The organism is Aeromicrobium phragmitis (assembly GCF_003674095.1).
Taxonomy (GTDB): Bacteria; Actinomycetota; Actinomycetes; order Propionibacteriales; family Nocardioidaceae; genus Aeromicrobium; species Aeromicrobium phragmitis.
The window spans coordinates 213,168-225,644 of sequence record NZ_RDBF01000001.1 but is presented as its reverse complement, the minus strand read 5'-3'; the positions used below and the strand labels follow the sequence as shown (position 1 = coordinate 225,644).

At 68.4% G+C, this 12,477-nt stretch carries 12 protein-coding genes; 4 read left to right on the top strand and 8 right to left on the bottom strand.

From position 1 onward, the window contains the following. Positions 1–37 precede the first annotated feature (37 nt). The gene (locus tag D9V41_RS01040; protein ID WP_121792676.1) at positions 38–973 is read left to right on the top strand and encodes a DUF808 domain-containing protein; all 936 of its coding nucleotides are present in this window, start codon (positions 38–40) and stop codon (positions 971–973) included. A gap of 66 nt (positions 974–1,039) precedes the next feature. On the opposite strand, the gene D9V41_RS18250 is transcribed toward D9V41_RS01040, so the two are convergent. From D9V41_RS18250 to D9V41_RS01025, 3 genes are all read right to left on the bottom strand, one after another. Continuing rightward, positions 1,040–1,249 carry a hypothetical protein gene (locus D9V41_RS18250; RefSeq protein ID WP_208006682.1) on the bottom strand — a complete coding sequence of 70 codons (210 nt, stop codon included), beginning with the start codon at positions 1,247–1,249 and terminating at the stop codon, positions 1,040–1,042. A 113-nt stretch (positions 1,250–1,362) separates the two neighbouring features. Then, positions 1,363–2,454, bottom strand: coding sequence for an inositol-3-phosphate synthase (locus D9V41_RS01030; RefSeq protein WP_121792675.1), 1,092 nt, complete (start codon positions 2,452–2,454; stop codon positions 1,363–1,365). A gap of 6 nt (positions 2,455–2,460) precedes the next feature. Continuing rightward, positions 2,461–3,114 (bottom strand): PadR family transcriptional regulator, encoded by a 654-nt coding sequence (locus tag D9V41_RS01025; RefSeq protein ID WP_121792674.1) that lies wholly within the window; start codon positions 3,112–3,114, stop codon positions 2,461–2,463. Between the two features lie 163 nt (positions 3,115–3,277). On the opposite strand from D9V41_RS01025, the gene D9V41_RS01020 reads away from it, so the two are divergent. Further along, complete coding sequence (locus tag D9V41_RS01020) at positions 3,278–5,419, top strand: transglycosylase domain-containing protein (RefSeq protein ID WP_121792673.1); 2,142 nt, start codon at positions 3,278–3,280, stop codon at positions 5,417–5,419. A 332-nt stretch (positions 5,420–5,751) separates the two neighbouring features. On the opposite strand, the gene D9V41_RS01015 is transcribed toward D9V41_RS01020, so the two are convergent. Beyond that, positions 5,752–6,783 (bottom strand): alanine racemase, encoded by a 1,032-nt coding sequence (locus D9V41_RS01015; RefSeq protein WP_121792672.1) that lies wholly within the window; start codon positions 6,781–6,783, stop codon positions 5,752–5,754. A gap of 11 nt (positions 6,784–6,794) precedes the next feature. Further along, the gene (locus D9V41_RS01010; protein WP_121792671.1) at positions 6,795–7,916 is read right to left on the bottom strand and encodes a lipid II:glycine glycyltransferase FemX; all 1,122 of its coding nucleotides are present in this window, start codon (positions 7,914–7,916) and stop codon (positions 6,795–6,797) included. Positions 7,917–8,006: 90 nt separating this feature from the next. Here D9V41_RS01010 and D9V41_RS01005 point away from each other — a divergent pair, with 90 nt between their 5' ends. Continuing rightward, positions 8,007–8,900, top strand: a complete 894-nt coding sequence (locus D9V41_RS01005) for a siderophore-interacting protein (RefSeq protein WP_121792670.1) — start codon at positions 8,007–8,009, stop codon at positions 8,898–8,900. On the opposite strand, the gene D9V41_RS01000 is transcribed toward D9V41_RS01005, so the two are convergent. From D9V41_RS01000 to D9V41_RS00990, 3 genes are all read right to left on the bottom strand, one after another. Beyond that, the gene (locus tag D9V41_RS01000; RefSeq protein ID WP_121792669.1) at positions 8,879–9,832 is read right to left on the bottom strand and encodes a DUF368 domain-containing protein; all 954 of its coding nucleotides are present in this window, start codon (positions 9,830–9,832) and stop codon (positions 8,879–8,881) included. The genes D9V41_RS01005 and D9V41_RS01000 overlap by 22 nt on opposite strands. A gap of 60 nt (positions 9,833–9,892) precedes the next feature. Then, positions 9,893–10,498, bottom strand: coding sequence for a DUF305 domain-containing protein (locus tag D9V41_RS00995; RefSeq protein WP_208006681.1), 606 nt, complete (start codon positions 10,496–10,498; stop codon positions 9,893–9,895). Positions 10,499–10,703: 205 nt separating this feature from the next. Then, entirely contained in the window at positions 10,704–11,156 is a 453-nt protein-coding gene (locus D9V41_RS00990; RefSeq protein WP_121792668.1) for an HNH endonuclease, read from the bottom strand. 129 nt (positions 11,157–11,285) lie between these two features. Between D9V41_RS00990 and D9V41_RS00985 the strand changes: the two genes are divergently transcribed. After that, on the top strand, positions 11,286–12,362 hold the full coding sequence (locus D9V41_RS00985) for an aldo/keto reductase (protein WP_121792667.1): 1,077 nt from the start codon (positions 11,286–11,288) through the stop codon (positions 12,360–12,362). Positions 12,363–12,477: the final 115 nt, after the last annotated feature.

Sequence of the window (12,477 nt, the reverse complement as noted above, 5' to 3'; positions counted from 1 at the left end):
CTGAACCCGTGACCTTCTTGAAGCGTGGAGATGCGCAGTGAGCGGCGGGCTCGTCGCGCTCCTCGACGACGTCGCAGCGCTGGCCCGGTTGGCGGCGGCTTCGGTGGACGACATCGGGACGGCAGCGGGCCGCGCGAGCGCGAAGGCCGCCGGCGTGATCGTCGACGATGCCGCGGTGACTCCGCGCTACGTCCAGGGTCTGAATCCCAAGCGAGAGCTGAGCATCATCTGGCGGATCGCCAAGGGTTCGTTCCGCAACAAGCTGGTCTTCATCCTGCCCGCGCTGCTCGTGCTCAGTGAGCTTCTTCCGTGGCTGCTGACCCCGCTGCTCATGGTGGGTGGTGCTTACCTCTGCTTCGAGGGAGCGGAGAAACTGTGGGAGAAGTTCGGGCCGGGGCATCATGCGCCGAAGAAGCCGGCGGCCGCCCCCGATGGTCCCGACGAGGACGCCGTCGTGTCCGGTGCGGTGCGGACCGATTTCATCCTCTCCGCGGAGATCATGGTCATCTCGCTCAACGAGGTCGCGACCGAGGGCCTGTTGTCGAGGGCGATCATTCTCGCGGTGGTCGCTGTGGGCATCACCGTGCTCGTCTACGGCGTCGTCGCGCTCATCGTCCGCATGGACGACATCGGTCTGAGTCTGGCCGAGCGCGAGTCGCCGGGAACCCAGCGTGTCGGACGGGCCTTGGTCAAAGGGATGCCCAAGGTCATGGCGCTGCTCGCCACCGTGGGCGTCGCGGCGATGCTCTGGGTCGGCGGACATATCCTCCTCGTCGGGACGCACGACCTCGGATGGCATGGCCTCTACGACGCCGTCCATCACCTCGAGGAACTCGTCGCGGAGGCCAGCCCGGCGCTCGACGGACTACTTGCCTGGCTGACGAACACGGCCGCGTCGGCGCTGCTCGGGGTGCTGGTGGGTGCCCTCATCGTCGCCGTCATGCACCTCATCCCACGCCGCTCCCACGCCTGACGTGGAGCCGCTCACGGCCGTGGTCCTGGGCACGTCAGGCGGAAGAACGGCGAGATCGTCTCCGATTCAGAGCTGCCGCTCGACCCGGGCCGGAGATCCGGCGGCCACGACGTTCGCAGGAAGATCACGCACCCCGACCGATCCGGCGCCCAGCACCGTGTTCTCACCGACGGTGACGCCGATCGCGGTGGGGCTCGGCTGTCCGAGGAGTTCGGTGAGCAGCGCACGCAGCGCGGCGGCGGCCGCCGGATCGATCGTGAGCATCCGCTCGTGCATGCTGCGCGCATCGGTCAGGTCCTCACGTGAGGACAACGACAAGGGCGCCGATGCCCAATGGCATCGGCGCCCTTCGCGTCAACTGCTGACGACGCGTCAGTTCGTCGCCGAGATCAGCGCTCCTCGGTGCCCTCGATGAAAGCCTCGAGCTTGGCGCGGCCGAGATCGTCGGCGCGCTGCACCGGCGGGCTCTTCATCAGGTACGACGACGCCGAGATGAGCGGGCCGCCGATGCCGCGGTCCTTGGCGATCTTGGCCGCACGAATCGCGTCGATGATGATGCCGGCCGAGTTCGGCGAGTCCCACACCTCGAGCTTGTACTCCAGGTTCAGCGGAACGTCACCGAAGGCGCGGCCCTCGAGGCGGACGTACGCCCACTTGCGGTCGTCGAGCCACTGCACGTAGTCGCTCGGGCCGATGTGCACGTTCTTGTCCTCGATCTTGCCCGAAAGCGGGCCGTTGAGGTTCGACGTGACGGCCTGCGTCTTCGAGACCTTCTTGGACTCCAGGCGGTCACGCTCGAGCATGTTCTTGAAGTCCATGTTGCCGCCGACGTTGAGCTGGTACGTGCGGTCGAGCACGACGCCGCGGTCCTCGAACAGCTTCGCCATCACGCGGTGGGTGATGGTGGCCCCGACCTGGCTCTTGATGTCGTCGCCGATGATCGGCACGCCGGCGTCCTCGAACTTCTTGGCCCATTCCGGGTCGGACGCGATGAAGACCGGCAGTGCGTTGACGAAGGCCACGCCCGCATCGATCGCGCACTGCGCGTAGAACTTGTCGGCCTCCTCCGAGCCCACCGGCAGGTAGGACACGAGCACGTCGGCCTGGGTGTCCTTGAGCACCTGCACGACGTCGACCGGGTCGCCCGCGGCTTCCTCGATGGTCTCGCGGTAGTACTTGCCGAGACCGTCGAGCGTGTGGCCACGCTGCACCGTCACGCCCGTGGGCGGGACGTCGGTGATCTTGATCGTGTTGTTCTCGCTGGCCTGGGTGGCCTCGGCGAGATCGAAACCGACCTTCTTGGCGTCGACGTCGAACGCGGCGACGAACTCGATGTCGCGCACGTGGTAGTCGCCGAACTGCACGTGCATGAGACCCGGCACGGAGCCGTTCGGATCAGCGTTCTTGTAGTACTCGACGCCCTGGATCAGGGATGTGGCGCAGTTGCCCACGCCGACGATCGCTACGCGTACCGAACCCATGAGTCCTCACTTCTTCTTTCTCGTGGTGGATGATCGCTTCTTCGGACGGTGACCGTGGTCGGTCTCGTCCGCGGAGGTCGTCTCGACGCCCGACGGAGGCGTCGTCGCCTCAGGAGCCGTGTCCGCCGCTGCCCGTTCGCGCTCGATCAGCTCGGTGAGCCAGGTGATCTCGCGTTCGACGGACTCCAACCCGTGCCGCTGCAGCTCGCGCGTGTAGGAGTCCATCCGGTCACGCCCGCGCTGAGCGGCGTTCTTGACGTTGTCGAGGCGCTCCTCGAGCCGAGAGCGTCGGCCCTCGAGGATGCGCACCCGGATCGGGGACGTGGTGCGTGAGAAAAAGGCGAATCGCACGCCGAAGTTCTCGTCGTCCCAGGCACTCGGTCCGGTGTCGGCCAGCAGTTCGGCGAGGTGTTCCTTGCCCTCCGCCGTGAGCCGGTAGGTGATCTTGGCCCGACGGCCGCTGTCGACGTCCTCGTCGGCCACGATGTACCCCTGCCGGCCCAGGGCCTTGAGGCAGGGATACAGCGTTCCGTAGGACAGCAGCCGGGTCCAGCCGAGCAGGCCGTTGACCTGCTTGCGCAGCTCGTAGCCGTGCATGGGCGAGTCCGCGAGCAGGCCGAGAACGGCGAGCTCGAGAGCGACTCCCCTGCGACGAGACACCGGATGCTCCTTCGAGAACGTGACGACGAGTTATATCGAGACGATACATCGTAGCGTCACTCCCGTCACCGATTCTGGCGGGGGATCTTTGAAGTTCAGGCGCCACCCGGCACACTGGGACGCTGGTGGCGCGCGCCCGCGCGCGGCGTGAAGGGAAAACCAGGTGGCGACGACTCGCAAGAAATCGAAGGAGAGGCGCGGTCCGCTCCGCCGCATCGGCGGTAACGGGCCCTGGCCCGTCAAGGTCCTGCGCTGGCTGCTCTTCCTGGGTGTCATCGGGCTGGTGACCGGAACGGCGGCCTTCGCGGCCGCCTACTCGGTCATCAAGATCCCCGACCCCAACGCCGATTTCCAGACGCAGCGCACGGATGTCTACTTCTCCGACGGCACCACGAAGATCGGCAGCTTCTCCACGCAGGACCGCGTGATGCTGAGCTACGAGGAGATCCCGGCCGTGATGAGGGATGCGGCGATCGCGGCCGAGGACCGCACGTTCTGGGAGAACCAGGGCATCGACATGCGCGGCATCGTCCGCGCGCTGCGCGACAACACGCAGAGCGGACAGATCACCGGCGGCGGCTCCACCATCACCCAGCAGTACGTCAAGATCCTCTACCTCACGCAGGAGCAGACGTACACGCGCAAACTCAAGGAAGCCATCCTCTCGGTCAAGATCGACAACCAGCTCAGCAAGGAAGAGATCCTCGAGGGGTACCTCAACACCATCTACTTCGGCAACGGCGCCTACGGCGTCGAGGTGGCGGCCAACAACTACTTCGGGAAGCCCGCCGCGGAGCTCACGGTGCCCGAGGCCGCGTACCTCGCGACCGTGATCAACAGCCCCTCGTACTACAGCCCGTACACCGAAGGCGCGGCCGAGCGGATCCTCCCGCGCTACGACTACGTGCTGGACGGGATGGTCTCGTCCGGCTCCCTGTCGGCTGAGGAGGCCGAGCAGCACAAGGGCACACTGCCGGAGTTCGCGCCACCGCAGGACCAGAACCGGTTCGAGGGGCCCAACGGCTACCTGCTCGAGCTCGTGCAGCGGCACATGGAGCAGCTGCAGTTCACCGACTACGAGATCAACGGCGGCGGTCTGAAGATCGTCACGACCTTCGACAAGTCGATGCAGGACGCCGCCATCGCGGCCGTCAACCAGGTCCGCCCGGAGGGACTTGACGAGCTCAACGAAGCCCTGGTGTCCGTCGAGCCCGGTACGGGCGCGGTACGCGCGATGTACGGCGGACCGGACTATCTGCAGAAGCAGTTCAACTGGGCCGTGCGCGGGACGCAGCCGGGGTCGACATTCAAGGCGTTCGCGGTCGTGGCGGCGCTGGAGAACGGCTACAGCCTGCAGACCCGCCTCAACGGCAACTCGCCGCTGCAGATCGGCAACGACACGATCGTCAACCAGGGTGACAGCGGCGGTCGGTCCTACGGCTACATCTCGCTGCGTCAGGCGACGGCCGACTCGGTCAACACCGCTTTCGTCGACCTCACCGACCAGATGGAGGAGGGGCCGCAGAAGGTCCTCGATGCGGCCGGCCGGGCGGGTATCCCGCAGTCGACGATCGACACGATCAACCCGGTCATCGGCGTGTCGCTGGGCTACGAGAACGTGGCCCCGGTCGACATGGCCAACGGCTTCGCCACGCTTGCCGCCGGCGGGCAGCGGGCCGAGTGGTACGTCATCGAGTCGGTGACGGACTCCAACGGGCAGCCGCAGCACCAGCACAGCGCGAACGTCAAGCAGACGATCGCTCCGGACGTCGCCGGCGACACCGTCGCTGCGCTCCAGTCGGTGGTGCAGAACGGTTCGGGCACCAACGGGCGGACCCAGTGCCCGACCGCCGGCAAGACCGGCACGGCCACGGCCACGGACGCCAACGGCATGAACGAGCGGGTGTCGTCGTCATGGTTCATCGGCATGACGCCCAAGCTCGTCACGGCCGTGATGTTCAACCGTGAGCCGGGCAACGGGCAGCTGCGGGGATATCTCAACCCGTTCTTCGGCGGCACGTACCCGGCGCAGACCTTCGGGGCCTTCCAGCGCCAGGTGATCGATCCCACCGATTGCGGTGAGTTCCCCGAACCGGGCAACATCCGCGCCCAGCAGGGCACCATCTACACCCCGCCCCCGCCCCCGCCGGAACCCGAGCCCGAGCCGGAACCGGAACCCGAACCCGAGCCCGAGCCGGAACCCGAGCCCGAGCCCGAGCCCGAGCCGACGGAACCGACTCAGCCCACGCCGACCCGCCCGACGTCGCCGTCGCCGTCGCCGGAGCCGACGGGGATCTTCGACTGACCCCATAGGTGGTCGAGTAGCGACCGAGAAAACGAGGGAGCAATGGAGCCGTGGCAAGGGGGCGCAGCCGCCACGGAGCGAGACCAGGTTGAGGTGACGTGGTCTCGATACGGCCTCCGCAGAGCTCCGGCCTACTCGACCACCTGTGGTGCGGGCGAGACAGACGTGGTCTCGATGCGTCGGTCGCTGAGCGACCTTCCTACTCGACCACCTATCACCGGTTAGGTGGTCGAGTAGCGGCGAGGAACGAGCCGCGTATCGAGACCAGGTCACGGAACGTTGGTCTCGATACGGCCTCCGCAGAGCTCCGGCCTACTCGACCACCTGTGGGGTCAGGTGCGCAGGATGCGGTCGAAGCTCGCGATGGTGTAGCGAACAGCCACGGAGACGGTGTCGCCGACCTCGGGCGGTGCAACATCGGCGGGCAGGAACACCATGCTCGCCTGCATGTGCGGGGGCTCGGCGAACCAGCGCTGCTTCCCGGCGATCGTGAACGGCGACAAGGCGAGCCCGGCCGCGGCCAGGCCGCCCTTGGCGAGCGACTTGCCGCGCTCGATCGGGCTGGCGACCGCGCGCGGCGCCTCGAGACCGACCCCGTGGCTCGTACCGCCGGCGATGACGAGCACGTGACCGTCACGCGGCATCGGACGCTGCCGGTAACCGACCCGCTCGCCGCGAACCACCGGATGCCGGTCGAGCACGGTCGCGCGCACCTCGAGCGCGCCGAGATCACCGAGCCACAGCGCGGTGCCGATCCGCGGACGCACGGCTAACTGCGGGCGGCGCTCGCGCAAGGTGGCGATCTCGGCCGGCGTCAGGTGCGAGACGAACAGCGTCCGCGTGTCCAGCTGCGACGTCTCGAGCACCGCCGCCCACTCCTCGGCCTCGGCGAGGTTGCCACCGGCCATGGGCAGATGGATGGCGAAGCCCTCCACGCTGAGATCGCCGAGTGCGGCCACTGCGGGCGCGAGTTCGTGACGGTCGAGCCCGTGCCGAGCCATGGACGTCTCGCCCTCGAGGACGACGCGCGTACCAGGGTGCTCGGCGGCGAGGCGGGCGACGTCGTCCACCCGGCCGACGGTGTGGATGACCCGCGTGTCGTGAACGACGTCGGACGTGAAGGGTCGCCACGGAGCCAGCACCATGACGTCACCGTCGAAGCGGGCGAGTGCCTCGGGAACCTCGTCGTAGGTGCCGACGGCAACGGTGTCGAGATCGAGGGCGCGGGCCTCTCCCGCGAGGAGGTCGCGGCCGAGGCCGTAACCGTTGCCCTTGATGACGGGGACGATGCCGGGTGTCGCGTCGACCGTCCGCCGGACGTGCTCGAGCCAGCGTGAGCTGTGCAGGTGCAGATCGAATGCCATCTCGCCTCCGTTCAGCCGCGGCGCTTGAGGTAGGCCGTGAAACCGGCGTAGAGCGCCCGGTTCAGCGGCAGATCCCACTCGCCCAGGTACTCCACGGCCTCGCCGCCCGTGCCGACCTTGAACCGGATGAGTCCGACGTGGGGATCGTCCTCGTCGAGGGTCTCGGTGATGCCGCGCATGTCGTACACGGTGGCGCCGGCGTCGCGCGCGTCGCGCATCATCTGCCACTGCACGGCATTGGAACCGCGCACCTCCCGCTTGGCCGACGTCGAGGCGCCGTAGGAGTACCAGGCGTGAGTGCCCACCTGGACGAGCGTGGTCGCCGCGACGAGGTCGCCCTCGTGATGCGCGAGATACAGGCGCAGCCGCTCCTCGCCCTCGGCCGTGAGTGCGTCCCACATCGTCTCGAAGTAGCTCAGCGGGCGCGGGGTGAACCCGTCACGCTCTGCCGTCTCGCGGTAGACCTCGTGGAAGGCCCCGAGGTCCTGACGCTTGCCGCGGCTGACGACGACGCCGGCCTTGTCGGCCTTGCGGATGTTGCGGCGCCACTGCTGGTTCATCGCGGCGAGCAGATCGTCCTCGGAGCGGTCGGCCAGCGGGATCTGGAAGTTGTACTTGGGCTGGCCGGCCGAGAAGCCGCCGTCGGTCGACAACTCGCGCCACCCGAGCGCACGGAGCCGGTCGGCGACCGCGAGTGCTTCGGCGTTGCTGTGATCGGCCGGGACGTCGGCGAGCCGCGAGAGCACGGGGTCGGCGAGCGCGGCCTTGACGGTGTCAGCGTTCCAGCGTCGGGTGACGACGGGAGGGCCCATGCGGATTCCGAACGCGCCCGCGGACTTCAGGTGAGCGGCCATCGGCGTGAGCCACTGCTCGAGATCGGCACTCGCCCAGTCCAGGGACGGCCCCTCCGGCAGATATGCGAGGTAGCGGCGCAGCTTCGGCAGTTGGCGGTAGAGCACGAGGCCGGCGCCGAGGAGTTCGTCGCCGCGGAACCACCCGAGGGACTCGCCGCGCCACTCGCTCTTGACGGTGGCCCAGGCGGGCGTCTGCAGGAAGCTGACGGACTCCCGGCCTTCGACGAAGGCCAGGTGCTCGGTGGTCGAGATCGGTCGGACCTGGAGGGGAGACTTCACCCGTCCGAGGCTACCGGGCCGCCGTCGCCGTCCGCCCGGGGAGCGAACGAGCCTTGAAGTCGTGGGGTGACGTCGCTTAGCCTTACCTAAGTGAGCTCCTATCGCGCGATCGTCCGCAACCGACGACAGCTGACCTCGCACCTCGTCACGGTGACGCTCGGCGGCCTGGACGGCTGGACCTCGACCGGCATCCCCGACGAGTATGTGCGCGTCTTCATCCCGCAGCCGGGTACGGAGCTCGTGCTGCCCGAGGTCGGCGAGAAGCCGGGATGGACCTTTCCCGAGGGCGTCGTGGCACCGCAGCCGCGGGTCTACACGATCTCCGATCACCGCATCGTCGACGGCGATGTGCAGGTCGACCTCGACATCGCGCTGCACGACGTCGGCATCGGCTCGGACTGGGCGCGCACGTGCGAGCCCGGCGACGAGGTTGCGATGATCGATCCCCACGGTCTCTACAAACCGTCCGCGACGGCGCGCCACCAGCTGCTGGTCTGCGACATCACCGGCCTTCCCGCCCTCGCCCGCATCCTGCGCGGCCTCGACGAGGATCACCGCGTCGAAGCGCACATCGTGCTCACCGATGATGCAGACCGCATCGCCTTGCCGAGTGCTGCGGACGTGTCGGTCACTTGGGACGTCGTCGCCGACGAGACCCGGATCGGCGACGCGCTGCGCCGTGCGGTGTGCGACCGCGACCTCCCCGCTTCGGCCGCCGACGCCGGCCTCTACGTCTGGTTCGCCGGCGAGGCCGCCGCGAGCCGTGCGGTTCGCAAGCGTCTGCGCCGCGAGCTCGGCTGGCCGCAGAGCGACTTCTACACGTGCGGTTACTGGCAGTTCGACGCCGAGGCGTGGAACGCCCGCTACGCCGAGGTCGCCGAAGCCGTCACCGCCGAGGCGATCGCCGCGTACGAGCGGGCCAATGGCGACGACGGCGTCTACCTCGACGAGCTCGAGAAGATCTACGAGCGCGTCGGCCTGTGATCGTCGTCGGCGTGGGCAGGTAGCGTCTCGGTTCCGGTGGCGAGCCGTCGGCGCACCAGCACCGTCTCCACCATCAGCAGCCCGAGCACGACGAGGGCGCCCAGCACGAACAGTCCGGCGGCCGGGCCGGCCTCCGACGGTGACTGCAGCGCGCCGTCCTCGGACTGCCACGGCCACAGTGCCCGCAACGAGCCGGCCATGAGACCGGTCATGATGGCGAGGGTCAGGCGTCGTCGGTGGTGCAGCAGCCAGCGCAGGACCTGGACGAAAGCGCCCAGGCCGAGGATCGCGCCGATCGCGAACGCCGCGATGTAGGGCAGGTCCCGATCGTTGACCGCGTGCAGCGTGGGCTCGTAGAGGCCCAGGGTCAGCAGGATGAACGAGCCCGACACGCCGGGGAGCACCAGGGCGCAGATCGCCACGGCCGCCGCGGCGGTCACCATCCACAGCGCAGGGTCGTCGTTCGAGGCCGGAGGGATCGCGGTCAGCACGAACGCGGCGACGGCCGCGAGGATCGCGGGCACCCACTCGCGCAGACCCCAGCGGCCGCCCACCATGCGCGCCGGCACGAGGATCGAGACGAGGATGAGCCCGCTGAAGAACGCCCTCGATTCGACGGGGTGGTCCTCCACCAACGGCGCGAGGAGCCGGGCGGCGATCAGGACGGCGAGCAGCATCCCGACTCCCACCGGAAGCATCACGCCCCAGGGCACCAGCGAGAAGTAGCGGCGAGCCTCCGCCGTCCCGCGACCGCGGACCGGGTCCACCGCCAGGTGCACCACGCCGCGCACGACGTTGCCGGCGCCGTCGATGAGCGTTTCGTAGACACCGACGATGAGCGCCACGGTGCCGCCGCTCACCCCGGGAATGATCTCGGCGACGCCGATGAGGGCGCCGCGGATGGCATCGATGAGGCGAGGGATGGCACGCACGAGCGCGACGGTAGCAAGAACGGACGAGGACGCCTGCTGCTGACGGCGGGCGAGGTCCCGTCAGTCCTGCGGGCAGTCCCGCTCGGCCGGCTCCTCGAAGTCGGGAACGGCCCGTGAGTCCGCCTCAGCGGCGGTGCGTGCCACCCCGTTCCGTTCGATGTCCTCGATCAACCAGTCCATCTCGCGGATCTCGCGCCGCTGAGCCTCGCTGATCTCGACGGCGAGCTCACAGACCCGAACGTCCTCGAGCCCGGCGCGTTCCGAACGGGTGATGGCGAGCGAGTGGTGCGGGATCATCGCCCGCATGAACGCGGTGTCGCCGACGGTGCTCTGGCTGCGATCCAGGAACGTCCCGCCACCGAGGAGCAGGAGACTAACGGCGATGACAGCGATGTTCGCCGTGGTGTTCTTGTACATGTTGAGCATCCAGGCGAGCATGACGAGCCCCATCGTGCCGCCCATCGTGATCGCCATGAACACCCGACTCTGACTGAATCGCACGTGGCCCCACTCCCACGAGCCCACGAACATCACCCCGTACATGACGACCATCGCCGTCACGATCATCGCCGCGAACCGGAGGTACATCGTCAGTCCCCTGGGCTGGTGGCCCTGGTGGTGTGCGTCCTGCTCCTCGTTGTTCGGAGCGCCCTGTCCCATCGACATCGATTCGACCTCCTCGTCTGCGGCTGTTTCGGTCGGGGCGGCGCGCGGCGGTCGTGCTGCGCCCCTCGCTCCTCAGCTGTGCCCGGCCCGACGAGTTCGACGCACGACCGCAGGCGACGCGCGGGTGACTCGGCAGCTTCCGGTGGGGTGGCCGGGGTGCGTCGCAGGACCGGGTCGGACCGCCTCGATGGACCGACCTGAGATGTCAGGCCGAGGAGCTGAGTGCGGCGTTGGAGTGGCGCAGCGGTTCGCGAGGCACGATGAGCAGCACCATCCCCGCTTCCTCGGGAGTGCGGTCGGCCTTGCGGTGATTGCAGCGCAGGCACGCGGCTACCGCGTTCTCCCAGGTGAGCGCGCCGCCGCGGGACCGCGGCAGGATGTGGTCGACGGTCTCGGCGCGACTTCCGCAGTAGCCGCACCGCTGCTGGTCGCGCGCCTTGATCGCGCTCTTGGTGCAGAGCCGGCCGGGGCGGTGGAGCCACTTGGCCACGACGTAGCGCACCAGCCGCAGGACGCGGGGGCGGGGGAACGGTCCGAAGCTGTCGTCGTCGGCTTCCTCGATGACGGCGACCTCGCGCACAAGCATCTTGATGGCGTGCCGCAGGGACACGCGTTGCAGCGGCTCGTAACTGGCGTTGAGCACTAGGACATCGCCCATCTGCGTTCCCTTTCCGGTACGAAGCGTAACCGCTCACGCCACGATTCGGCTGCCATCGTGCGAAGAACAGGCGAACTTCTGCTTCCTCGGGACGCGCGCACGGCGTCGTCGCGCCCTAGGCTCGGAAGCATGAGCGACGAGGTCTGGTACTCCGATCCGGTTCCCGAGACCCACCGTCCATGGCAGGCCGCCGAGGACCGGTACACCCGATGGCCCTACCGCCGCGTGGGCCGTTCGGGCCTGCTACTCCCGCCGATTTCCCTCGGGCTCTGGTACAACTTCGGGGACAACCGCACCTTCGACGACCAGCGAGCGGTGCTGCGGCACGCGTTCGATCTCGGCATCACGCACTTCGACCTGGCCAACAACTACGGCCCGCCGTACGGCAGCGCGGAGGAGAACTTCGGCCGGATGATGCGCGGCGACTTCGCGCCGTACCGCGACGAACTGATCATCTCGACCAAGGCCGGCTGGGACATGTGGCCGGGCCCGTACGGCTTCCTCGGCTCACGCAAGTACCTCCTGTCCAGTCTCGACGCCTCCTTGCAGCGGATGAGTCTGGACTACGTCGACATCTTCTACTCCCACCGTGCCGACTCGGGAACTCCCGTGGAGGAGACGATCGGCGCGATCGATACCGCGATCCGCCAGGGCAAGGCGTTGTACGGGGGCATCTCGTCGTACTCGCCAGAACGCACCCGCCGCGCCGCGCAGATCGCGCAGGAACTCGGCACGCCGCTGGTCATCCATCAGCCCGCCTACTCCATGGTGAACCGCTGGGTCGAGGACGAACTGCTCGACACCCTCGAGGACGTCGGCATGGGGTCGATCGCGTTCACCGTGCTCGCGCAGGGGCTGTTGAGTGACCGGTACCTCGGTGACGACGCGGTGGAGCGCGCGACGGAGCGACCCTCGTTCGACGAGAGCATCGTCGAGCGCACGCAGGATCGGCTCCGCGGGCTGGCCGAGATCGCTCGAGAGCGTGGTCAGTCCCTGGCGCAGATGGCGATCTCCTGGGTGCTGCGGCCAGGAGCTGCTACCTCGGCGCTGGTCGGGGCGTCGCGCCCCGAGCAGTTGGACGAGAACGCCGCCGCGGTCGAGACCACCGACTTCACCGACGACGAACTCGCCCGCATCGACGAGTTGGTCGGTCACGGCGAGGACACCGGCATCGACCTGTGGAACACCTCGACGGTCATCGAGTAAGACAGGCCCCGGCCGTATCGAGTCCACGTTGCACCGATTGGTCTCGATACGCGGCTCGCAGAGCTCGCCGCTACTCGACCACCTATGTGGGACCCCTTCCGCGCTCCTCGCCGCC